The organism is Rhodococcus sp. NCIMB 12038 (assembly GCF_002165735.1).
In the GTDB taxonomy this organism is placed as follows: Bacteria; Actinomycetota; Actinomycetes; order Mycobacteriales; family Mycobacteriaceae; genus Rhodococcus_F.
On record NZ_NHML01000005.1, the window covers coordinates 202,214 to 224,985 of the forward strand.

The 22,772-nt window shown below is 67.5% G+C and carries 22 protein-coding genes and 2 tRNA genes; 10 read left to right on the forward strand and 14 right to left on the reverse strand.

Features of this window, described 5'->3' with window-relative positions; all coding sequences use genetic code 11:
* Positions 1–96: 96 nt before the first annotated feature.
* Both recG and CA951_RS09255 read right to left on the reverse strand, forming a co-directional pair.
* Positions 97–2,355 carry an ATP-dependent DNA helicase RecG gene (recG, locus tag CA951_RS09250; RefSeq protein ID WP_087556554.1) on the reverse strand — a complete coding sequence of 753 codons (2,259 nt, stop codon included), beginning with the start codon at positions 2,353–2,355 and terminating at the stop codon, positions 97–99.
* An 8-nt stretch (positions 2,356–2,363) separates the two neighbouring features.
* Positions 2,364–4,049, reverse strand: coding sequence for a DAK2 domain-containing protein (locus CA951_RS09255; protein ID WP_087556555.1), 1,686 nt, complete (start codon positions 4,047–4,049; stop codon positions 2,364–2,366).
* A 235-nt stretch (positions 4,050–4,284) separates the two neighbouring features.
* On the opposite strand from CA951_RS09255, the gene rpmB reads away from it, so the two are divergent.
* Both rpmB and CA951_RS09265 read left to right on the forward strand, forming a co-directional pair.
* A complete protein-coding gene (rpmB, locus tag CA951_RS09260) occupies positions 4,285–4,476 on the forward strand; it encodes a 50S ribosomal protein L28 (protein WP_005240429.1) in 192 nt (63 codons plus the stop codon).
* Positions 4,477–4,625: 149 nt separating this feature from the next.
* Positions 4,626–5,414, forward strand: coding sequence for an enoyl-CoA hydratase/isomerase family protein (locus tag CA951_RS09265; protein WP_087556556.1), 789 nt, complete (start codon positions 4,626–4,628; stop codon positions 5,412–5,414).
* A 109-nt stretch (positions 5,415–5,523) separates the two neighbouring features.
* Here the strand turns inward: CA951_RS09265 and CA951_RS09270 are convergent, their stop codons facing one another.
* From CA951_RS09270 to CA951_RS09280, 3 genes are read right to left on the reverse strand one after another with little or no spacing between them, the layout of a single operon-like run.
* Positions 5,524–6,201, reverse strand: coding sequence for a uracil-DNA glycosylase (locus CA951_RS09270; RefSeq protein ID WP_179220163.1), 678 nt, complete (start codon positions 6,199–6,201; stop codon positions 5,524–5,526).
* Positions 6,198–6,719 carry a gamma carbonic anhydrase family protein gene (locus CA951_RS09275; protein ID WP_087556558.1) on the reverse strand — a complete coding sequence of 174 codons (522 nt, stop codon included), beginning with the start codon at positions 6,717–6,719 and terminating at the stop codon, positions 6,198–6,200. The genes CA951_RS09270 and CA951_RS09275 overlap by 4 nt, the downstream gene beginning before the upstream one ends.
* A gap of 9 nt (positions 6,720–6,728) precedes the next feature.
* Entirely contained in the window at positions 6,729–7,706 is a 978-nt protein-coding gene (locus CA951_RS09280; protein ID WP_087556559.1) for a thiamine-phosphate kinase, read from the reverse strand.
* 192 nt (positions 7,707–7,898) lie between these two features.
* Between CA951_RS09280 and CA951_RS09285 the strand changes: the two genes are divergently transcribed.
* Together CA951_RS09285 and CA951_RS09290 are read left to right on the forward strand one after the other, a co-directional pair.
* Positions 7,899–8,132, forward strand: coding sequence for an Lrp/AsnC ligand binding domain-containing protein (locus CA951_RS09285; RefSeq protein ID WP_087556560.1), 234 nt, complete (start codon positions 7,899–7,901; stop codon positions 8,130–8,132).
* A 2-nt stretch (positions 8,133–8,134) separates the two neighbouring features.
* Positions 8,135–8,731: a DUF3515 domain-containing protein gene (locus CA951_RS09290; RefSeq protein WP_087556561.1), complete on the forward strand. Its 597-nt coding sequence runs from the start codon at positions 8,135–8,137 to the stop codon at positions 8,729–8,731.
* 19 nt (positions 8,732–8,750) lie between these two features.
* Here the strand turns inward: CA951_RS09290 and CA951_RS09295 are convergent, their stop codons facing one another.
* The 3 genes from CA951_RS09295 to CA951_RS09305 form a co-directional block, all read right to left on the reverse strand.
* A complete protein-coding gene (locus CA951_RS09295) occupies positions 8,751–9,860 on the reverse strand; it encodes a D-alanine--D-alanine ligase family protein (RefSeq protein ID WP_087556763.1) in 1,110 nt (369 codons plus the stop codon).
* A 94-nt stretch (positions 9,861–9,954) separates the two neighbouring features.
* Positions 9,955–11,079, reverse strand: coding sequence for a cystathionine gamma-lyase (locus CA951_RS09300; protein WP_087556562.1), 1,125 nt, complete (start codon positions 11,077–11,079; stop codon positions 9,955–9,957).
* Between the two features lie 4 nt (positions 11,080–11,083).
* Entirely contained in the window at positions 11,084–12,082 is a 999-nt protein-coding gene (locus tag CA951_RS09305) for an NAD(P)H-dependent glycerol-3-phosphate dehydrogenase (protein WP_072937764.1), read from the reverse strand.
* A 171-nt stretch (positions 12,083–12,253) separates the two neighbouring features.
* Here CA951_RS09305 and cofC point away from each other — a divergent pair, with 171 nt between their 5' ends.
* From cofC to CA951_RS09320, 3 genes are all read left to right on the forward strand, one after another.
* A complete protein-coding gene (gene cofC, locus CA951_RS09310; RefSeq protein ID WP_373413655.1) occupies positions 12,254–12,955 on the forward strand; it encodes a 2-phospho-L-lactate guanylyltransferase in 702 nt (233 codons plus the stop codon).
* 68 nt (positions 12,956–13,023) lie between these two features.
* Complete coding sequence (locus tag CA951_RS09315) at positions 13,024–15,228, forward strand: RNA degradosome polyphosphate kinase (protein WP_087556564.1); 2,205 nt, start codon at positions 13,024–13,026, stop codon at positions 15,226–15,228.
* A 35-nt stretch (positions 15,229–15,263) separates the two neighbouring features.
* Positions 15,264–16,199 carry an NUDIX hydrolase gene (locus tag CA951_RS09320; RefSeq protein ID WP_087556565.1) on the forward strand — a complete coding sequence of 312 codons (936 nt, stop codon included), beginning with the start codon at positions 15,264–15,266 and terminating at the stop codon, positions 16,197–16,199.
* 102 nt (positions 16,200–16,301) lie between these two features.
* Here the strand turns inward: CA951_RS09320 and CA951_RS09325 are convergent, their stop codons facing one another.
* The 3 genes from CA951_RS09325 to leuC all read right to left on the reverse strand — a co-directional run bounded on the left by CA951_RS09325 (position 16,302) and on the right by leuC (position 19,210).
* Complete coding sequence (locus tag CA951_RS09325) at positions 16,302–16,994, reverse strand: HU family DNA-binding protein (RefSeq protein WP_087556566.1); 693 nt, start codon at positions 16,992–16,994, stop codon at positions 16,302–16,304.
* Between the two features lie 158 nt (positions 16,995–17,152).
* Positions 17,153–17,761 (reverse strand): 3-isopropylmalate dehydratase small subunit, encoded by a 609-nt coding sequence (leuD, locus tag CA951_RS09330; RefSeq protein WP_087556567.1) that lies wholly within the window; start codon positions 17,759–17,761, stop codon positions 17,153–17,155.
* A 27-nt stretch (positions 17,762–17,788) separates the two neighbouring features.
* Entirely contained in the window at positions 17,789–19,210 is a 1,422-nt protein-coding gene (leuC, locus tag CA951_RS09335) for a 3-isopropylmalate dehydratase large subunit (RefSeq protein ID WP_087556568.1), read from the reverse strand.
* 136 nt (positions 19,211–19,346) lie between these two features.
* Between leuC and CA951_RS09340 the strand changes: the two genes are divergently transcribed.
* The 3 genes from CA951_RS09340 to CA951_RS43370 all read left to right on the forward strand — a co-directional run bounded on the left by CA951_RS09340 (position 19,347) and on the right by CA951_RS43370 (position 20,859).
* The gene (locus tag CA951_RS09340; protein ID WP_087556569.1) at positions 19,347–20,048 is read left to right on the forward strand and encodes an IclR family transcriptional regulator; all 702 of its coding nucleotides are present in this window, start codon (positions 19,347–19,349) and stop codon (positions 20,046–20,048) included.
* A gap of 38 nt (positions 20,049–20,086) precedes the next feature.
* A complete protein-coding gene (locus tag CA951_RS09345; protein ID WP_087556570.1) occupies positions 20,087–20,605 on the forward strand; it encodes a pyridoxamine 5'-phosphate oxidase family protein in 519 nt (172 codons plus the stop codon).
* A gap of 86 nt (positions 20,606–20,691) precedes the next feature.
* Positions 20,692–20,859, forward strand: a complete 168-nt coding sequence (locus CA951_RS43370; RefSeq protein ID WP_150136595.1) for a DUF5302 domain-containing protein — start codon at positions 20,692–20,694, stop codon at positions 20,857–20,859.
* A gap of 61 nt (positions 20,860–20,920) precedes the next feature.
* Here CA951_RS43370 and CA951_RS09350 read toward each other — a convergent pair.
* The 3 genes from CA951_RS09350 to gltX form a co-directional block, all read right to left on the reverse strand.
* Positions 20,921–20,993, reverse strand: a tRNA-Glu gene (locus CA951_RS09350).
* A 76-nt stretch (positions 20,994–21,069) separates the two neighbouring features.
* Positions 21,070–21,141: transfer RNA gene (locus CA951_RS09355), tRNA-Gln, on the reverse strand.
* Positions 21,142–21,283: 142 nt separating this feature from the next.
* A complete protein-coding gene (gltX, locus tag CA951_RS09360) occupies positions 21,284–22,759 on the reverse strand; it encodes a glutamate--tRNA ligase (RefSeq protein ID WP_087556571.1) in 1,476 nt (491 codons plus the stop codon).
* Positions 22,760–22,772 lie beyond the last annotated feature (13 nt).

Here is a 22,772-nt window from a genome sequence, read left to right on the forward strand (position 1 = left end):
AGGCATCCCACATTGCAAGATTCTCCACAAACTTCACAAAGACGCCCCTGACGTGTGCGAATTCTGCAACAGACCCGAAACAGACGTGCGAAGTTCTCACGTTTTCTCCAAATATTCGATGCGGTCGGCGTCGAGCGCCGACGTCACCATCGCCGACAGCCCCGGGTGATTTTCGAGCCGCGGATCGTCGGCGATCACCGACCGCGCGAACTCGGACGCCGCCGCGATGACGTCCTCGTGGCCGAGCAGCGACAACAGCCGCAGCGTGGACGTCGTGCCCGACTGCGCCGCACCGAGGATGTCGCCCTCGCGGCGGGTGGCGAGGTCGAGTTGCGCGAGTTCGAAGCCGTCGTTGGTCGACGCCACGTTCGACAGTCGCTCGTAGGCGGGGCCGCCCGGGTTCATTTCGGTGACGAGAATGCAGAGCCCCTGGTGTTTGCCGCGGCCGACGCGGCCGCGCAGCTGGTGCAGCTGACTGACACCGAACCGGTCCGCGTCGACGATCACCATGATCGTCGCGTTGGGGACGTCGACGCCGACCTCCACCACCGTGGTGCACACGAGGACGTCGATGTCTCCGGCCGTGAAGTCGCGCATCACCGCGTCCTTCTCGTCCGCGGGCAGCCTGCCGTGCAGCAGTCCCACCCGCAGGTCGGCCATGATGTCGCCGCTCAGTTCCTCGAACACGTCGACGGCGGACTTCGTCTCGGGCGCCTTCTCGTCGAACGTGTCCTCACCGTCGCCCTTCTCGCCGTCGCCGATCCGTGAGCACACCACGTACGCCTGCCGCCCGTCGGCCACGTCCTCGCGGATCCGTTCCCACGCCCGCGCGACCCACTGCGGCTTCTGGGACGCGGGTACCACACTGCTCTTGATCGGGGAACGCCCCTTCGGCAGCTGGCGCAGCGTCGACACCTCCAGATCGCCGAGCACCGTCATCGCGATGGTGCGGGGAATCGGCGTCGCCGTCATCACCAGCAGGTGCGGGCTCAGGCCCTCCCGCGCCCTCGACCGCAGCCGGTCACGCTGCTCGACACCGAACCGGTGCTGCTCGTCGACGACCACCATCCCGAGGTTGAAGAATTCGACGTTGTCCTGAATGAGGGCGTGCGTCCCGATGACGATTCCGGCGTCGCCGGTGATCGCCTCGTTCATGGCCGTCCGTTTGGCGGCAACGCCCATCGACCCCGTCAGCAGCGCCACCCGCGTCGCCTTCTCGTGCGCGCCGAGTTCACCGGCGGTCGCGAGGGAGCCGAGCATCGCCCGCAGCGACCGGGCGTGCTGCGTGGCGAGTATCTCGGTGGGTGCGAGCAGCGCGCACTGGTAGCCGGCGTCGACCACCTGCAGCATGGCGCGCAGGGCCACGATCGTCTTGCCCGAACCGACCTCACCCTGCAGCAGCCTGCTCATCGGGTGCGGTTGCGCCAGATCGGCGGAGATCTCGTCGGCGACCGAGTGCTGACCGTCGGTGAGCTGGAACGGGAGCATGCTCTCGAACACGTCCGCGATCCCACCGGGCACGGGCGGGCACGCCGGTGCGACCCGCTCGGCGTTGTCGTGGCGGCGACGGGCGAGCACCAGTTGCAGCGCGGTCGCCTCGTCGAACCGCAGTCGGTCGTGGGCGTTCTCGACGTCCTCGCGGGTGTCGGGCAGATGGACCGACCGCAGGGCTTCGTCGAGTCCGATCAGGTCCCGTTCGGCCCTGATGTTCTCCGGTAGCGGGTCGTCGACGCGGTCGAGCTGGTCCAGGATCTGGCGGACGCATTTCATGATCGTCCAGCTCTCCACATCCCGGGTGGCGGGGTAGAGCGGGATCAGCGCGCGGTCGAACACCGACATGTCGACCCCGGCTCCGGCTTCCTGTGACGCCCGGGCGATGCCCGCGAGGTCCCCGGCGCCGCGGATCCGGCCGACGTTCACGACGGGGTCCTCGCTGCCCGCGCGCGGTTCGGGAAGGACGAGGTAGCTGGGGTGGGTGAGGCTCCATTTGCTGCGGAAGTACTTCACCGTTCCCGAGAACATCGCGCGCACGCCGGGCTTGATCACGTGCTTGACCTTCTGCGGGCTGAAGAAGGTGACGTCCACGTTCTGGGTGTCGGTCGACAGGACCACCTTGAGCATGCTGCCCGGCCGGTTCTTCATCTTCACGACGGCCGCGGACGTGACCCGGGCGATGATCGTGATGTGCTCGCCCTCCGGCGGGTCCTTCTCGGCGAGTTCCCGGCCCTGGGAGGCGTACCGGTGCGGGTAGTGCCGCAGCAGGTCCTCGACCGTGCGGATGTCGAACGCCTCCTCGAGCGCATCGGCTGTCTTCTTCCCCAGCAGATGATCGAGCCGGTCGGACAATGTGGCCATCGAATTCCTCATTCCACCCCGAGTTGCAACAGATCTCCAGGTTGTCCTCCGTGGTAGATCATCACCTCGACGCCGGGGTGCCGCTGCGAGATGTGATCGGCCAGTTCGGTGTCGAGCCCCTCGGGCGCTTCCGAGCCCATCAGGAGTGTCACCAGTTCTCCACCCGCCCCGAGGACGAGGTCGACGAGCCGTCGCCCGGCGGCGACCGCGTCCGGTTCGATGACGATCACCTCGTGACCCATCAGTCCGATGCCGTCGCCCGGTTCGCAGGTGCCCACGTAGGTGAGGGCACGTTCGCGGGCGATCCGCAGCGACCCCCAGCGGGTGGCGGCGGCGGCCTCGGACATCGCGAAGGCGTCGTCCACCGCCTCGCGCCCGGGATCGTGCACCGCCAGGGAGGCGAGTCCCTGCACCATCGCGGACGTCGCGAGCAGCAGGACCTCGTGCCGGGCGTCGCGCGCCGCGGCGCTGACCGCGACGAGTTCCTGCGCCGTCAGCGCGCCGTTGGGGAGGACGAGCACCTCGGTGCGTCCCATCTGCCGGATGACGCCGAGGAGCTGGGCGCGGGTGACGGGGGCGTCGTCGCAGCGCAGGATAGTCGCGCCCTCGCTCGCGAACAGTTCGGCGGCGCCGTCCCCGGCCACGACGGCGACGATTCCCCGCTCGCCCTGATCGGGCCGGGTGCGGACCGGCGGAAAGAGCAGCCCCTGGTCCCGCGCGTCCACGAGGAAACTGCTGACCCGGATTCCGTGGATGCGACCCGCCGCGAGTCCGGCTTCCACGGCCGCGCCCGCGTCCGTGCAGTGCACGTGCACCGACCAGCCGCCACCGCCGTCGCCGACGATCACGATCGAGTCCCCGAGGTCGTTCAGCGCGCTGCGCAGCCCCGCCATCCGGGCCTCGTCGGACTCCGCGACCAGGTACATCACCTCGAAGTCCTGGTCCGCGCCCTCGTCGCAGTCGGGTCCGGGTCCCGGGTGCGCGTGCGCTGCCTGCGGCGCGGCGACGGACACGGGTTCGGCGCGCCGCGCAGACGGGGTGCGCCGCGGAACGTGGAGTGCAATCGGCGGACGATCCGGCGGCGCACCCGTCACGGCGGTGACGAGCGCGTCGAGGATCACCACGAGTCCGAGCCCGCCCGCATCGACGACGCCTGCAGTGCCCAGCACCTCGAGTTGCGACGGTGTCCTGGTGAGCGCGGCGGCCGCCGCGTCGGCTGCCGCCCGCGCGGTGTCCGCGATCGGCGCCTCGTCCGGGAACTCCGCCGCCGCGTCGGCGGCGCAGCGCAGCACGGTGACGATGGTCCCCTCCACCAGGTAGCTCACCGCGTCCGTCACCAGGTTGGTGGCCATCAGCAGTCCGGTCCGGACCGTCCGGGTGTCCACGGCCGAGGCGACAGCCGCTTCCGCGACCCCCCGCAGCACCTGGGACAGGATCACCCCGGAGTTCCCGCGCGCGCCGGCGACCGCACCCCGCGCCAGGGCGATCGCCACCTGCCGGACGTCCTTGGTGCCACCGTCGGCGCCCGCGTACTCGTCGATCGCACCCAGCGCCGCACGCATCGTGAACAGCAGGTTGGTGCCCGTGTCCGAGTCCGGGATCGGAAAGACGTTGAGGCTGTTGATCTCCTCGCACCGCCGTTCCAGTCCGGCGACGGCGGTCCGCGCCCACGACTCGAGGACTCGACCGTCCATCGGGAGCTCAGGGGCCACTGTCGTCCTCTCCGGCCGGGGAATGGGAAGGTGCCGCCAGACTAGTCGGGGGACGGTGATCGGGCCCGCGGTCCGAGCCGTTCGGGACCGGGTTTGGCCATTCCCCACTCGAGCGGCTACTCTTGCACGGTTGCCTCGTTACGGGCGCACTTGCTGTGCCCTGTTTCCACGAGGCCAGCAAATTTCACAGTTCACTATCTTGAAGGAGTTCGCGACTATGGCTGCCGTCTGCGACGTATGCGCCAAGGGGCCCGGCTTCGGTAAGTCGGTCTCGCACTCGCACCGGCGTACCAACCGTCGCTGGAACCCGAACATTCAGACTGTTCGTGCCGAGGTTGCCCCCGGAAACACCCGGAAGGTCAACGTCTGCACGTCCTGCCTGAAGGCTGGAAAGGTTGCTCGGGGCTGACCCGACGCTGCGTGCGATGTCACTGCGCCCCCGACACTTCGGTGTCGGGGGCGCAGTTCTTTTCTGTCGCGACTGACGGCCCGATTCGGCATCGTCGCAGCGCATCGGGGCACGTCGAGCACCGGCAGGGGCCCACGTAAGGTGCAACGGTGACTTCTCTCGATGGATTCAGCAAAGTACAGCTCGAAGACGGCGTCCTGCGCGTCACGATTGCGACGGCGGAGAACGGCACCTCGCTGGACGGCGAGGGTCTGGTGCAGGGTGCTCGCGCACTCGAAGCGGTCGGTGACCGGATCGGCAGCGTCCTCCTCGTCGGTGAGGGCCCGAACTTCTGCGCGGGCGGCAATGTCCGCGCCTTCGCGTCCGCACCGGTGCGCAGCGAGTGCGTCGCCGAGGTGGCGGGCGTCTTCCACGCCTTCGTCCGGGCGCTCGACGCCGTGACCGTTCCGGTGATCGCCGGTGTCCACGGCTGGGCGGCGGGCGCAGGCATGAGCCTCGTCTGCCTCACGGACGTCGCGATCGGCGGCCCCGGCACCAAGCTGCGCCCCGCCTACCCGTCGATCGGCTACACGCCGGACGGCGGCATGTCCTGGACGCTCCCACGCATCGTCGGCGACGCCCGTGCGCGGGAGATCCTGATCACCGACGCCGTTCTCAGTGGTGACGAGGCCGTCCGCCTCGGCATCCTCAGCCGCCTCGTCGGCGACGACGTCGTCCAGGACGAGGCGCTCCGGCTCGCCCGCACCCTCGCGGCAGGCCCGACGTCGTCGTACTCGGGGATCAAGACACTCGTGCGCGATTCGCGGTCTCGCACACTCGCCGAGCAACTCGACGCGGAGGCCGAGTCGATCGCCGCCGCGGCCGACAGCCCGGTGGGACGCGAGGGCGTCGACGCGTTCATCGAGAAGAGGCGTGCCGATTTCGCGTCGGTGAAGTGAAGAGACGTGCAGATGTCGCGTCGGTGAAGTGAAGAGACGTGCGGATGTCGCTTCGGTGAAGGAAGCGCAGGACTGACGAAGTCGTACGAGTCGTCCCGCGGGCGGCCGCTTACGGCAGTTGCCAGTTCACCGGTTCCGCGCCCAGGCCGTCGAGGAGTTCGTTCGCGCGGCTGAACGGCCGCGAACCGAAGAATCCGCGCGACGCCGACAACGGTGAGGGGTGCGCCGACTCGATGGTCGGCACGTCGCCGAGCATCGGTTTCAGGGTGGACGCGTCCCGGCCCCACAGAATCGCGACGAGGGGTTCGGGGCGCGCCACGAGGGCGCGAATGGCCTGTTCGGTGACCGCCTCCCAGCCCTTCTTGCGGTGCGAGGCCGGGAGTCCCGGCTGCACGGTGAGAACCCTGTTCAGCAGGAGCACGCCCTGACGGGACCACGGGGTGAGGTCGCCGGTGGTCGGCGTCTGGTAGCCGAGGTCCTTGCTGTACTCGGTGAAGATGTTGCCGAGGCTGCGCGGAACCGGCCTCACCTCCGAAGCCACCGAGAAGCTGAGTCCGACGGCGTGACCGGGTGTGGGGTACGGGTCCTGGCCGACGATCAGGACCTTCACCTCGGAGAACGGGTGGGTGAAGGCCCTCAGGACGTTCTCGCCGGCGGGGAGGTACTCACGACCGTCGGCGATTTCCGCGCGCAGGAAGTCGCCCATCTCCGTGATCCGTCCGGACACCGGCTCGAGTGCCTCGGCCCATCCGGCCTCGACGAGGTCCGACAGCGGCGCCGCCATCAGTCGAGCCTGCGCAGCGACTCGCGGTAGTAGGCCGCGTTGGCGGCATACATCTTCACGTTCCTGTCGAGGTGCCCCTCGGGGACCTCGTAGTTCTGCCGGATCTTCGCGGGGACGCCGAGCGCCATGCTCCTCGGCGGAACCTCGAACTTGAACGGGACGACGGCGCCTGCCCCGACGATCGACCCTTCGCCGATGACCGAACCGTTGAGCACGATCGAACCGGACGCGATCAGGCAGTGGTCGCCGATCGTCGATCCCTCGATGTGCGCCGCGTGGCCGACGACGCATCCCGAGCCGATGACGGTGGGATCGAACACCGTGCAGTGGATCACGGTGCCGTCCTGGATGTTGGTGTCGGCGCCGACGGTGATGATGCCGTAGTCGGCGCGGAGCACGGCCTGCGGCCACACCGAGGTTCCCGCCGCCAGGGTCACGTTTCCGATCACCACGGCGTCGGGGTGGACGTAGGCGTCCGGATGGATGTCGGGTTCGCGGTCCCCGAGCGCGTAGATAGCCATGCGTGCAACCTATACCGCGAAACTCTGCCAGCCGCCGGCCCCCGGCCAGGTCTCGCCGTCGACCGAGATGCCGGACCCGTCGTGGACGACGCCGATCCGGGTCCACCCCGCCGGGAGCGGGACGTCGGCGGGGAAGGTGGCGGTGAAGCCGTGGTCCTCTCCCCCGGTGAGCACCCATTCCCAGTGGTCGGCGCCGAGACTCCTCGCCGCGGACACCAGTTCGGGTGACACGGTCATGTCGGATCGGGTGAGCGACATCCCGACTCCGGACGCGTCGCAGATGTGGCCGAGATCGGCGAGGAGCCCGTCGGAGATGTCGGTCATCGCGTGAACACCGCCGTCTGCGGCGGCCCATGCCGCGGCATACGGCGGGGTGGGGACGCGGTGCGCGGCGAGAAGGTCGGGGAAGTCCGTGGATCCGCCGAGCAGCAGCGCGAGACCGGCGGCCGATCGGCCGAGTTCCCCGGCCACCGCGACCACGTCACCCGGCCGCGCGCCCGACCGCCGGATCGGACTCCTGCCACCGAGATCACCGAGGACGGTGACGGAAATCACGACCTGCCCGGCCTGCACCAGATCCCCGCCCACGACACCGGCTCCGAGTTCCTCGGCGCCCTCCCCGATCGCCGCGGAGATGCCGTCCGCCACGTCGATCGGCGTGTCCGGCGGCAGGCCGAGGGACACCAGGAAGGCAGTCGGTCGCGCACCCATCGCCGCGACGTCGGCGGCGTTCTGGGCCACCGCCTTGCGACCGATGTCTCGCGGCGAAGACCAGTCGAGTCGAAAATGCCTGTCCTGCACCAGCATGTCGGCGGACACCGCCACCCGGCCGTCGACCGCGCGGACGAGGGCGGCGTCGTCTCCGGGTCCGATCAGGGTGGTCCGGGGCTGCACCCGACCCTCCACCGCTCGTCCGATGACGGCGAATTCGCCGACGTCGGCGACGGTGCGGGGCGGAGTCTGGTCCGGGGAATCCGTCGGTGTGATGGTGTGCCTCCAGGCGCGCCGTAGTGTCGGGTGACCCGCGCGACGGCCGTGGGTCCGGTCGACGGAATGTGCGCCTGCGGTACCTTTTAGCTGTTGCCGGGACTACTCGGCACGTGACCGATCAGCGCGCCGAAGCACCCTCGACTCTACCGAGACACCTGCGGGGCGGAACAGGGAAGGGCCGGAGCGAGAGTGCAAGCGTTCATCCTGATCCAAACCGAGGTCGGCAAGGCTGCGGCGATCGCGACCGAGATCGCGAAGATCACCGGAGTGCGGACGGCCGAGGACGTGGTCGGACCGTACGATGTCATCGTGCGGGTATCCGCGGACGACGTCGCTCCCGTCGTCAAGGAGATCCGTGAGGTCGCCGGCATCACCCGCACCCTCACCTGCGACGTCCCCGAAAAGTCTGCGAACAAGAACTGAGCATGTCCGATCCTGAACCCGAACAGAACACGTCCGACGGCACTTCCGGCCCGGCTCCCGCGGAGCGACGGAATCCGGCGCTCATCGCGACGGCCGTGGCACTGCCCGTTGCCCTGATCATCGGCATCGTCGTCGCCGCGGTCTTCGCCGGACGGAACCCGGCCAAGGAACCCGTGTCGCTGGGGCCCGTGCCGGCGCCGGCGTCCGGTTCCGCGGAGTGCGCCGCCCTGATGGCGGGCCTCCCCGACGCGCTGGGCGACTACACCCGGGCGGAACTCACCGAACCCGCACCCGAGGCGACCGCCGCGTGGCAGCCTGCCGAGGGCGAACCCCTCGTGCTGCGGTGCGGCCTGGACCGTCCCGCGGAGTTCGATCAGGCGTCACCGCTGCAGGTGATCGACGGGGTGCAGTGGTTCGAGATCTCCGGTGCGAGCGCCGGAATCGACGCGAGCAGCTATTTCGCCGTCGACCGCGGCGTGTACGTCGGACTCACCGTTCCCACCGGGGTCGGCCCGACGCCGCTCCAGGACATCTCCGGCGCGGTGTCGCAGGCGCTGCCGCAGAAGCCGCTCGATCCGGCGCCGGTCGCGAATCCCTGAGCGCCGGACCGCCGTTTCGCTACCGCAGGCCGGTGCCGCGCGCGAGGGCGGTGTCGACGAGGGTCGAGACGAGGGTCCCGTAGTCGACGCCCACCGCGTCCCACATGCGCGGGTACATCGAGATCGACGTGAATCCCGGCATCGTGTTGATCTCGTTGATCACCGGGCCGTCTTCCGTGACGAAGAAGTCGACGCGTGCGAGTCCCTGGCAGTCGAGCGCGGAGAATGCGCGCACCGCGAGTTCGCGGATCTCGTCGCTGACCGAGTCCTCGAGTTTCGCGGGCACGTCGAACTCGCACACGTCGTCGAGGTATTTGCTGTCGAAGTCGTAGAACGCCTCGTCGTCTTCGTCGGTGCCTTCCGGCATCCGGATCTCGGCGATGACGCTGGCCCGCACTTCGCCGTCCGGGAACTCGAGGACTCCGCACTCGACCTCGCGGCCGTGGATCCCCGATTCGATGATCACCTTGGGGTCGTGCCTGCGGGCATGGGTGATGGCGTCGTCGAGTGCGGCCCAGTTGGCCACCCGGGTGATGCCGATGGACGACCCGCCGCGGGCAGGTTTCACGAACACCGGGAGGTGGAGGCGGGACTTCTGTTCGTCGGTCAGTGTGGCGGTGCCGGGACGCAGGACGACCTGGAACCCGATCGGCAGGCCTTCTGCGGCGAGCAGCTTCTTCGTGAATTCCTTGTCCATGCCTGCCGCGCTCGCGAGCACGCCGGGACCGACGTACGGGACACCGGCGAGTTCGAGCAGGCCCTGGATGGTGCCGTCCTCGCCGTAGGCGCCGTGCAGGACCGGGAAGACGACATCGACGGACGCCAGGATCTTGCCCGCTTCGCCGTCGTCGAGGGCGACGAGGTCGCCGGACCGCGTCGGATCGGCGGTGAGCGCCAGCGCGGACCCGTCGGCATCGACGCTGGGCAGCGCCCGGCCGCGGATGGACAGCGTCTCGGGGTCGGTGGAGCCGAGAACCCACGAACCCTCGGTGGTGATGCCGATCGGCACCACCTCGTACCGTTCCGGGTCGAGGTTCCTCAGGACGCTTCCGGCCGACACACAGGACACGGAATGCTCGTTGCTGCGGCCACCGAAAATGACGGCTACCCGGGTACGCGGTTTACTCACGACACAAACCGTACCGTCGCCGTGACCCACTCACCGCACCCACCTCTCCTCAATTTTCTTGGCCAACCTCAGGACACGACGGGCGGCACGCACGTCACAATGCGGACAATGCGCTCTCGAGATCGGCGACGAGGTCGTCGGTGTCCTCGATTCCACAGGAGAGCCGCACGAACCCGTCGGGCACGGGGTCACCCCATCGGGCCCGGCGGTCGGCGGTCGTGTGGATACCGCCGAAACTCGTCGCCGGTACGAGGAGGTCGCTGCCGGCCACGAGCCGGTGGAACTGTTCGGCGGAGTCCACCTCGAACGTCACCAGCCCGCCGAAGCGGCTCATCTGCCCGGCGGCGACGGCATGCGCGGGATCACCGGGCAGCCCCGGGTACCGGACGCGGTGGGCCGCCGGGTGCGTCTCCAGCACGGCCGCGAGCGCCAGGGCGTTGGCGCATTGCCGCTCGAATCGCAGCCCTGCCGTTCCGAGGCTCCGGTGGGCGAGCCACGTCTCGAACGGGCCCAGCACCGTGCCCGACAGCGCCCTCTCGCGTTCCATGCCGGCCAGGAAGTCGGCGTCCGACGCGGCGATGTACCCCATGAGCAGATCGCTGTGTCCGCTCAAAGTCTTTGTACCGCTGGCGACTACCACGTCTGCACCCAGCTCGAGCGGTTGCTGGCCGAGCGGGGTGGCGGTCGTGTTGTCCACCACGAGAACGGCGCCCGCGTTCGCGCACTGCTCGGACACGATCCGCAGATCCACCACGTCCAGGGACGGGTTGGCCGGCGTCTCGGCCACCACGACCGTCGTCCCCTCGGCGGAGGCCAGCAGTGCGTCGGCCGCCTCGCCGGCCATGTCGACGGTCCGCAGTTCGTGCACGGTGATGCCCATCGGCTCCAGACGCTCCCGCGCGTACGCGCGCACCTGGTAGTAGCCGTCGGACGGCGCGACGACGGTGTCGCCTGCGGTGAGCAGACTCCGCAGCACGACGGTGATCGCCGACATCCCGGAGCCGACGACGAGCGCGCCTGCGGCGCCCTCGAGCGTCGCCAGTGCCGATTCGAGGTCGCGCCAGCCCGGGTTGGAGGCGCGCGCATAGGTATCGGATTCACTCCCCTCGTCCGCGCTCAGCTGGTAGGGCGCCGCGAAGACCGGACCCCTCTGCATTGGCGAACCGGGAATCTTTTCTGCTGCAACAGCTTTGACGCATCGGGTCGAATCACCACTCACGGCTTCACTCCGGCTTCGTGCGGCGGCCGAGCAACTGACCGATCGCGTCCTGCACCACGAGACCCTCGTGGCACACCCGGTGCACCGCATCGGTCAGCGGCATCTCGACGTCGTAACTGGCGGCCAGGGCACGCACCGACGAGCACGATTTGACACCCTCGGCGACCTGACCGTGGGTGGCCGCCTGGGCGCTCTCGATCGATCCGCCCTGACCGAGACGCTCGCCGAACGACCGATTCCGGGACAGGGGCGACGTGCACGTGGCGACCAGATCGCCCACCCCGGCGAGACCCGCGAGAGTGGCGGGTTTCGCACCGAGCGCAACGCCGAGCCGGATGATCTCGGCGAGACCGCGAGTGATGATGCTCGCAATCGTGTTCTCGCCCAAACCGATCCCCGATGCCATACCGCAAGCGAGGGCGATGACGTTCTTGCAGGCGCCGCCGATCTCGCACCCGATGACATCCGAATTCGTGTACGGCCGGAAGTATCCGGTGGCCGAGGCCTTCTGCAGTTCCAGCGCCCGCGTCGAATCCGTGCACGCGACGACCGTGGCGGCCGGCTGACCGATCGCGATCTCCCGTGCCAGATTGGGCCCGGACAGCACGGCGACGCGCCCCGGATCTGCGCCGGTGACCTGAATGATCACCTGACTCATCCGCATGAGGGTGCCGGTCTCGATGCCCTTCGCGAGACTCAGCATCGTCGCGTTCGCGGGGATCATCGGACTCCAGACCTGCAAGTTGTCGCGCAGCGACTGCGACGGCACCGCGAGGACGACGATGTCGGCGCCGTCGAGCGCGGCCCGCGCGTCGTCCGTTGCGGTCAACGACGGAGGCAGGGCGATGCCCGGCAGGTAGTCCTCGTTCTCGTGCCGCGACACGATCGACTCGGCGACCTCGGCGCGTCGCGCCCACATGGTGACATCGGTCCCGGCGTCGGCCAGAACCTTCGCAAATGCAGTCCCCCATGAACCCGCTCCCAGTACCGCAGCCTTGCTCACACAGCCCCCTCGTCGTTCGTTACCCGATGCGTCGCCCACAGTATTGCCGATGCCGAGGTCGAGCGCCGCTCCGCTACCGAACTCGTCCGCTGCTCAGCCGCGATCCGGGCGTCCGGCGCACCACCCCGCGCGGGCTGGCAAGATATCCGCATGAGCACAGCGACCCGATCCGTGGCGCCGCGCGCGCACGTACTCGTCGCGGTGAAGGAACTCCACGCGGCCAAGACGCGGCTGTCGGGCGTCTTCGACACGAACGACCGCACCGGACTGGTGCTGTCGATGTTGCGCGACACCCTGTCCGTCGTCAGCGACGTCGCGACAGTCGTCGGTGTCACCGTGGTCACGCCGGATCCCGCGGTGGCCCGGCTCGCACGCAGCGTCGGCGCGAACGTCTACGCCGACCCCGCCCCCGTCGCCGCCGAAAGCCGGCCGGACGAGGGCGGCACCGAGCACGGTCTCAACGCGGCCCTGGCCGCGGCGGCCGAGCACGTCCGCCGCAACGAGAGCGGAGTCGACGTCGTCGCACTGCAGGCTGACCTTCCGTCACTGCGCGGCGGCGAATTCGGCGAAGCACTCGCCGCGGCGAGAACCGGCGGCAGGTCGGTGGTCGTCGATCATCACGGCACCGGAACGGCCGCGCTCTTCTCCTGCGACCCGGCGATTCCCCTCGATCCCCGGTTCGGACCGGGATCGGCGAAACGGCATCTCGACTCCGGGGCGCGTCCTCTCGACGGCCACTGGCCGGGGCTGCGGACCGACGTCGACACCGCCGACGATCTCGATGCCGCGCAGGCTCTCGGCGTCGGACCTGCGACGCGAGCAGCACTCGACGCGCTCGAACACACCGCGCCCTCGCGCTGCGGAAACGAGTAGCCCGCGCACGCCGTGTGAATTTGCCCCATCGATTGTCCGCGGCCGAATTCTCGAGGGATGATCGTGGGGTGAGCAACCGAGAAGCACTCGATCACCCGGCCGACGTCGACGGAAAGAACGGAACCGGCGACGGCATCGTCACTGCCAACCCCACGAACGTTCCGATGGCTCCTCCCGCTGCGACGAGTGCCCTCACGAGCGCGTTGACGGACGGGCTCCCCGAAGATCGTTACCTCAACCGTGAACTCAGTTGGCTCGATTTCAACGCCCGGGTGCTCGCCCTCGCCGAGGACACGTCGCTGCCGCTGCTCGAGCGCGCCAAGTTCCTCGCCATCTTCGCGTCCAATCTGGACGAGTTCTTCATGGTCCGGGTCGCGGGACTCAAGCGCCGCGACGAGACCGGCCTGTCCGTGCGATCCGCCGACGGCCTCTCCCCTCGCGAGCAACTCTCGCTGATCGCGACCCGCACCCAGGAGATCTCGGAGAAGGCCGCACGGGTGTTCCTCGACTCCGTTCGTCCTGCGCTTGCCGCCGAAGGGATCTCCATCATCGGATGGGACGAACTCACCGACGACGACCGCGAGCGACTGTCGGTGCATTTCCAGGACCAGATCTTCCCCGTGCTCACCCCGCTCGCCGTCGATCATGCCCACCCGTTCCCCTACATCAGCGGCCTGAGTCTCAACCTCGCCGTGACGGTGAAGGATGCGCTCACCGGTGGCGAACACTTTGCGAGGGTCAAGGTTCCGGACAACGTGGGAAGGTTCGTCCGCGTCCGCCGCGACGAGACACCGTCCTCCATCGACGCGTTCCTGCCCCTGGAAGATCTGATCTCCGCTCACCTCGACATGCTGTTCCCGGGCATGGAGATCGTCGAGCACCATGCCTTCCGCATCACGCGCAACGCCGATTTCGAGGTCGAGGAAGACCGCGACGAGGACCTCCTGCAGGCCCTCGAGCGTGAGTTGGCGCGCCGCCGCTTCGGTTCCCCCGTGCGACTCGAGGTCGCGGACGACATGACCGAGCACATGCTCGAACTTCTCCTGCGCGAACTCGACGTCGATCCCGGCGACGTCATCCAGGTGCCCGGACTGCTGGATCTGTCGTGCCTCTGGCAGGTATACGCGGTCGACCGGCCCGCCCTCAAGGACGCGCCGTTCGTGCCCGCAACGCATCCGGCGTTCGGCGAGCGGGAAACACCCAAGAGCGTCTTCTCGACTCTCCGCGACGGCGACGTCCTGGTCCACCACCCGTACGACTCGTTCTCCACGAGCGTGCAGCGCTTCATCGAGCAGGCAGCCGCCGACCCGCAGGTGCTCGCGATCAAGCAGACCCTCTACCGCACGTCCGGCGACTCCCCCATCGTCGACGCATTGATCACCGCCGCCGAGGCGGGCAAACAGGTTGTGGCACTGGTCGAGATCAAGGCGCGGTTCGACGAGCAGGCGAACATCAAGTGGGCCCGCAAGCTCGAACACGCGGGTGTGCACGTGGTGTACGGGCTGGTCGGGCTCAAGACCCACTGCAAGACGTGCCTCGTGGTCCGCCGCGAAGGGTCCACCATCAGGCGTTACTGCCACATCGGCACCGGCAACTACAACCCGAAGACGGCCCGGCTGTACGAAGACATCGGTCTGCTCACCGCGGCACCGGAGATCGGCGCCGACCTCACCGACCTGTTCAATTCGCTCACCGGCTACTCACGGAAGACGCAGTATCGCAACCTTCTCGTCGCGCCGTACGGTGTGCGCCGGGGAATCATCGAGCGGATCGACGGTGAGATTGCGCGCAAGCTTCGCGGCGAAGACGCCGGAATCCTCCTGAAGGCCAACGCCTTGGTCGACGAACAGGTGATCGACGCGCTCTATCGCGCGTCCAAGGCCGGTGTGCCCGTCGAGATCGTCGTGCGTGGCATCTGCGCCCTCAAGCCCGGAGTTCCCGGACTGAGCGAGAACATCCACGTCCGGTCGATCCTCGGCCGTTTCCTCGAGCATTCGCGAGTCTTTCATTTCCGCGGCGCCGACGAATACTGGATCGGCAGCGCAGACATGATGCACCGCAACCTCGACCGACGCGTCGAGGTCATGGCGCAGGTGAAGGATCCTCGCCTCACCGCTCAGATCGGCGAGATCGTCGATTCGGCGCTCGATCCCGTCACCCGGTGCTGGGTGCTCGGACCCGACGGCCGGTGGGTTCCGTCGCCGGCGCACGGCGAGGAGGTTCGCGACCACCAGGAGGCCATGATGCGTAAAAGAATGGGCACCGGATCCTGATCGCGGCGTACCCGCGGCAGTAGGGAAGGAACTCGGTGAGCAGCACACCCGGCAAACCGGTCAAAGCCAATATCTTCGCGGCGGGAGCAGTGCTGTGGCGAAAGTCTCCCGAAAACCCCGACGAAATCGAGATCGCGGTCATTCACCGGCCCAAATATGAGGACTGGTCTTTTCCCAAGGGAAAACTCGACCCCGGCGAAACCGCGGTGGTGGCAGCACTGCGCGAGGTGGAAGAAGAGACAGGTATTCGCGGGCGCCTCGGCAGGCATCTCGGCGCGTTGACCTATCCGATTCCCGGGCACCGCCGGTTGAAACGAGTCGAATACTGGGCGGCCGAGGCCCGCGCGGGCGAATTCGTCCCCAACAGCGAAGTGGACGTCATGCGGTGGCTTCCGGTACCGGAGGTGGCCGATCAGCTGTCGTATCCCATGGATCGCAAGATGCTCCGCCGGTTCACCGCTCAACCGCCCGACACCGCGACCGTCCTCCTGGTCCGGCATGCCAAGGCGGGAAGCCGGAAACGGTACAAGGGCGACGACGCGACCCGGCCCCTGGATGCGAACGGCGTACTGCAGGCCGACGCCCTCGTAGCCCAGCTCGAGGCGTTCGGGGCCACCGACATCACGTCGGCCGATCGGACGCGCTGCACCCAGACCGTCGAGCCGCTGGCTCGCGCGTTGGACACGACCGTCCGGTTGGATCCGCTGCTGTCCGAGGAGAGTTACACCGCCGACCGGGCGGCCACCCGTACCCGGGTCCGCAAGATCGCCGCGCTCGGCGGGGTTCAGGTGATCTGCAGTCAGGGTGGCGTCATTCCCGATCTGCTCGACTGGTGGGCGGACATCGACGGCGTCACACTCCCCCCGGCACGGAACAGAAAGGCGAGCACCTGGGTGCTCTCCCTGTCCGGGGGCAAACTCATCGCCGCCGACCACATCGACAGTCCGCTGCCTCCCACACGGAAGGACTGAGCGCACCGACCGGATCTCATCCGGGAACGACGACGACACAGACAGGCGCCAACCCCCAGGGTCGGCGCCTGTCTGTGTTCGGGAAGACCCGTGTGCGCTGTCTTACTTGGCGCGCTTCGCGGGAGCCTTCTTCGCTGCCGTCTTCTTTGCTGCCGTCTTGGCCGGAGCCTTCTTGGCTGCAGTCTTCTTCGCAGCCACCGTCTTGGCCGGTGCAGCCTTCTTCGCCACGGTCTTCTTTGCTGCCGTCTTGGCCGGAGCCTTCTTGGCTGCAGTCTTCTTCGCAGCCGCCGTCTTGGCCGGTGCAGCCTTCTTCGCGACCGTCTTCTTCGCTGCCGCCGTCTTGGCCGGAGCCTTCTTGGCTGCAGTCTTCTTCGCAGCCACCGTCTTGGCCGGTGCAGCCTTCTTGGCGGCGGTCTTCTTCGCTGCCGTCTTCTTGGCAGCAGCCTTCTTGGCGGCGGCCTTGGTGGCGGGCGCCGCTGCGCCGCGCTTGACTGCCGGACCGGTGGCCGGAAGCTTCTGGCCGCCAGCGATAACCGCCTTGAACTGAGCGCCCGGACGGAACGCCGGCACCGACGTCGGCTTGACCTTGACGGTCTCACCCGTGCGCGGGTTACGTGCGACACGTGCCGCGCGACGCCGCTGCTCGAAGACGCCGAAACCGGTGATGGTCACGCTGTCGCCGCGGTGCACTGCCCGGACGATCGTGTCCACGACATGCTCGACAGCTTCCGTTGCCGTGCGCCTGTCCGTGCCCAGTTTCTCGGTCAGAACATCGATGAGCTCTGCCTTATTCATTGAAATTCCTCCGCGAACTAATGGTCCATCATCGGACCGACTACGAACTACGGTAAACCTGAATACCGCAGGAGTCTATGTGCCACGCCAATTCTCAAACAACGCGGCACCATTCTCAGGAACTTATTATCTGGGAGACAGGGCTCCGATTCCAACTTTCAGTCGGCCGAAGTGGGCTCCGGAAGAGTCACAGGTTTCCAAGAAGGCCTTGCCTTTTCAAACTCGGAAATGGCTTCTACCTGCCGTAATGTCAATCCGATGTCGTCCAGACCCTCGAGCAGACGCCACCGTGTGTAGTCATCAATCGCAAAGGGCACCACGGTGGTTCCGGCGGTCACGGTCTTGTTCTCGAGGTCGACGATCAATTCGAGACCGGGCTGTTCGTCGAGCAACTTCCAGAGCAGTTCGACGTCCGACTGGGACACCTGGGCGGCCAGCAGACCGGCCTTGCCGGCGTTGCCCCGGAAGATGTCCGCGAACCGAGACGCGATCACGACCCGAAATCCGAAGTCGGATAGCGCCCACACGGCGTGCTCCCGGGAGGAGCCGGTGCCGAAGTCCGGTCCCGCGACCAGAACGCTGCCCTTGTCGTATGGGGCGACGTTGAGGACGAAGTCCGGATCGTTCCGCCACGCGGCGAACAGACCGTCCTCGAAACCGGTGCGGGTCACTCGTTTCAGGTAGACCGCCGGGATGATCTGGTCCGTGTCCACGTTCGATCTCCGCAGCGGGACGCCGATACCTTTGTGTGTGCTAAAGGATTCCATCGAAAAATCTCCTAAATTCCTTGGGTCCTAGGCCAGATCTGTCGGCGCGGACAGGGTTCCCCGGACTGCGGTCGCGGCGGCGACCAGCGGCGAAACCAGGTGAGTCCGCCCGCCCTTGCCTTGACGGCCTTCGAAATTGCGGTTGGACGTGGAGGCCGAACGCTCGCCGGGCGCGAGCTGATCCGGGTTCATGCCGAGGCACATGGAGCACCCCGCCTGACGCCATTCGGCGCCGGCGGCGGTGAAGATCTCGCCGAGACCCTCCTTTTCGGCCTGGGCGCGGACGCGCATAGAACCCGGCACGATCAGCATCCGGACCCCGTCGGCGACGTGCCGCCCGCGCAACACGTCGGCCACGGCCCGCAGATCCTCGATCCGGCCGTTGGTGCACGAACCCACGAAAACTGTGTCGATCGCCACGTCACGCAACGGAGTTCCGGCTTCGAGACCCATGTAGGTCAACGCCTTCTCCGCGGCGTGACGTTCGCTCTCGTCCACGATCTGCTCCGGATCCGGCACCGTCTCGCCGAGCGGCAGACCCTGGCCCGGGTTGGTGCCCCAAGTCACGAACGGCGTCAGCGTGCTCGCGTCGATGTGGACCTCGTTGTCGAAAACCGCACCCTCGTCGGTCTTCAACTGCTCCCATGCGGCCACCGCGGCGTCCCAGTCGGCGCCCTGCGGCGCGTGGGGGCGTCCCTTGATGAATTCGTAGGTGATCTCGTCGGGGGCGATCATGCCTGCCCGCGCACCGGCCTCGATGGACATGTTGCAGATGGTCATCCGCGCTTCCATCGACATCTTCCGGATCGCTTCGCCGCGGTATTCCAGGACGTAGCCCTGGCCTCCGCCGGTGCCGATCTTCGCGATGACGGCCAGAATGAGATCTTTACTCGTCACGCCTTCGGGCAATTCGCCGTCGACGGTGATCGCCATCGTCCGGAACGGACGCAGAGACAACGTCTGCGTCGCCATGACGTGTTCGACCTCACTGGTGCCGATACCCATCGCGATCGCGCCGAAGGCGCCGTGGGTGGACGTGTGGCTGTCGCCGCACACCACGGTCATACCGGGCTGGGTGAGACCGAGTTGCGGGCCGACGACGTGGACGATGCCCTGGTCGATGTTTCCCATCGGGTGCAGCCGGACGCCGAATTCCTCACAGTTGCGCCGGAGCGTGTCCACCTGAGTCTTGGAGACGGGGTCGGCGATCGGCTTGTCGATGTCGACGGTGGGGACGTTGTGGTCCTCGGTGGCGATCGTCAGGTCGGGCCTGCGGAGCGGACGCCCCGCCAGCCGAAGTCCGTCGAATGCCTGCGGACTCGTCACTTCGTGAACGAGATGCAGATCGATGTAGATGAGGTCGGGGTTGTCTCCCTCGCCCCGGACCACGACGTGGTCGTCCCACACCTTCTCTGCCAGGGTGCGTGCTTTGTCGGCCATCTTCTCCACCTCTGTGTGTCTCTCGCACCGCGGGCTTCGGGCTGGTCCGCCGTGCGCTTGTTGTCGTTACTGTCTTCCCGACACGCACTCGACGTGAGACGAAGGTGCGCTATGATCCCAATATGCGAGAAAGTGGTATCGACCTATGAGACAGCATAGCGGCATCGGGGTCCTTGACAAAGCGGTGGGCGTGCTTCATGCCGTGGCCGAGAAGCCCTGCAGCCTCACCGAACTGTGCTCGCGCACCGGACTCCCCCGCGCCACCGCCCACCGGCTGGCCGTCGGGCTCGAGGTTCACCGCCTCCTGACGCGTGATTCCGACGGGCTGTGGTGCCCCGGTCCCGGCCTCGCCGAACTCGCTGCAACGGCTAACGATCCGCTCGTCTCGGCGGCGGCTCTCGTCCTTCCCCGACTGCGCGAGATCACGGGCGAGAGCGTGCAGCTGTACCGCAGGGAAGGCACGCAACGCATCTGCATCGCGGCGATGGAGCCGCCCACCGGCCTCCGCGACACGGTTCTCGTCGGGGCACGCCTCCCGATGAGCGCCGGTTCGGGCGCCAAGGTCCTCCTCGCCTGGGCCGACCCGCAGACCCAGCGCACGGTTCTCCCCGACGCGGCGTTCGGCGAGCGCGTGCTGCTCGAGGTCCGCCGACGCGGCTGGGCACAGAGCGCCGCCGAGCGTGAACCCGGCGTCGCCAGTGTCGCCGCACCCGTGCGGGACTCCGCGGGCGCTGTCATCGCAGCGATTTCGGTGTCCGGCCCCATCGACAGGATGGGCAGGCGGCCCGGCGCCCGGTGGGCGGCCGACCTCCTCGCCGCCGCGGAGGCGCTGCACAAGAGACTCTGACCTCTCACGACCGAAACTCACCGCGACAGGAGAAGCCGATGGGGAAGAACCAACGATCGCAGATCACGATGACGGATTCGGAGATCGCCGAATTCGTGGACCGGAGCCGGATCGCCACCCTGGCAACGGTGGCACCGGACGGCAGGGCCCATCTGGTCGCCATGTGGTACGCGGTGATCGACGGCGAGATCTGGTTCGAGACGAAATCCAAATCGCAGAAGGGGGTCAACCTGCGCCGCGACGACCGGGTCACCGTCCTGATCGAGGACGGCCAGACCTACGACACCCTGCGTGGACTCTCGATCGAGGGCCGGGCGGAGATCGTGGAGGACCCGGACGCGATGTTCGCCGTCGGCGTCAGCGTGTGGGAGCGCTACACCGGGCCCTACACCGACGATCTGCGTCCCGCCATCGATCAGCTCTTGTACAAGCGGGTGGTCGTGCGGATCGTTCCCGAGCGCATCAGGAGCTGGGACCACGCCAAGCTCGGCCTTCCCGCGATGCCGGTGGGCGGAACCACGGCCGCGTACCTCGAGACGGCCGACCGCCGCGCCTGATATCGGGCACGGCGGAAAAACAGGAGCATTCTCGGTGCCCTCGGCGTAGCTTCACAGAGTGAACCGACTACCCGAGGGAGTTCACCGTGACTGACGCCGATAACGAGGACACGAAAAAGAAATTCCGCGAAGCACTGGAGCGGAAGAATCATCAGGCCGGGCTGTCCGCCGATCACAAGGACGCGGATTCCAAGGTGCACCATGCGCACGGGCCTGCCGACCACAAACGCGAATTCCGCCGCAAGACCGGATAAACGACACACCATCCGTATATAAAGAAACACCCTCCGATTACTCGGAGGGTGTTTCTTTTTGTAGCCCCGACGGGATTCGAACCCGCGCTACCGCCTTGAGAGGGCGGCGTCCTAGGCCGCTAGACGACGGGGCCAAGAACTTTGTCTTGCTTTGGAAGCTCAGCAAGCATAGCTTCCAGAAGTTCGGAGTCAAAATCGGCCGAACTTCCGCTGGGGTACCAGGACTCGAACCTAGAATGGCGGTACCAGAAACCGCTGTGTTGCCAATTACACCATACCCCAATGGCCGTTCTCGAACCGCTGAGCTTCTGGGCTCTGCGGCCCGCCTCGGGCCGAAGAAGAGATTACCAGCCTACTGCCGGGATTTACCAAATCGTATGGTCAAAGGCTGTTTTTGCACCCTTTTCGGCCCGAGGGCGGCGCTTTAACCGGCGATGCCGGCCCGCGCGGAACGCAGCCGGGACAGCGACACGTCGCGTCCGAGCAGTTCCATCGATTCGTAGAGCGGCGGGCTGATGTGCGAGCCCGTGACGGCCACCCGCACCGGCGCGAACGCCTTACGTGGCTTGAGGCCCAGTTCGTCCACGAGAGCGGTCTTGAGGGCCTCCTCCAGCGAGGCTGCGTCCCACGCACCGACTGCGTCCAGCGATGCGAGGGCGGCGTCGAGAACCGGCGCGGAGTCGGCCCCCAGGTTCTTCGCCGCGGCGGCCGGATCGATCGCGAAGTCGGCCTCCTCGACGAACAGGAACTTCAGCAGATCCCACGCGTCGGACAGGACCACGATGCGTGTCTGGACCAGATCGGCAGCGGTCGCGAAGACGGACTCGTCCACCGTCTCCCCGAGATGGCCGTGGAGCGTGAGGAACGCACGCAGGCGCGCGGCGAAATCGGCGGGCTCGAGCAACCGGATGTGCTCGGCGTTGATCGCGTCGGCCTTTTTCTGATCGAACCGGGCCGGATTGGAATTGACCTTGGAGATATCGAAGGCGGCAACCATCTCGTCCAGCGAGAACACGTCGTGGTCGTCGGAAATACCCCAGCCCAGCAGCGCCAGGTAATTCAGCAATCCCTCGGGGACGAAACCACGGTCGCGATGGATGAAGAGGTTCGACTCGGGATCGCGCTTGGACAGCTTCTTGTTGCCCTGCCCCATCACGAACGGCAGATGCCCGAATTGCGGCGTGAAATCGGCCACGCCGATCCGCTGCATCGCCTCGTAGAGGGCGAGCTGCCGCGGCGTCGACGACAACAGGTCTTCTCCGCGCAGCACGTGTGTGATCTTCATCAAAGCGTCGTCGACCGGGTTGACCAACGTGTACAGCGGGATCCCGTTGCCGCGGGTCAGCGCGAAGTCGGGCACGGTGCCGGCCTTGAATGTCGTCTCGCCGCGCACGAGGTCGTCCCACGTCAGGTCGTGGTCGGGCATCCGGAGCCGGACCACGGGCTTGCGGCCCTCGTCGAGGAACGCCTGCCGCTGCTCCGGCGTCAGGTCACGATCGAAGTTGTCGTAGCCGAGCTTGGGGTCGCGGCCTGCCGCCTTGTGCCGCTCCTCGACCTCCTCGGGCGTCGAGAACGACTCGTACGCCTCGCCCGCTGCGAGCAGTTTCGCGACGACGTCCAGATGCAGGTCGCGTCGCTGGGACTGGCGGTACGGCTCGTACGGTCCCCCGACCTCCGGGCCCTCGTCCCAGTTCAGTCCGAGCCAGCGCAGCGCGTCCAGGATCGCCTGGTACGACTCCTCACTGTCGCGGGCAGCATCGGTGTCCTCGATGCGGAACACGAACGACCCGCCGTTGTGTCGGGCGAACGCCCAGTTGAACAGGGCGGTTCGGACGAGCCCCACGTGCGGGGTTCCGGTGGGCGACGGGCAGAAACGGACGCGAACTTCGCTTGTGGTCATGGCTCACTTGGGT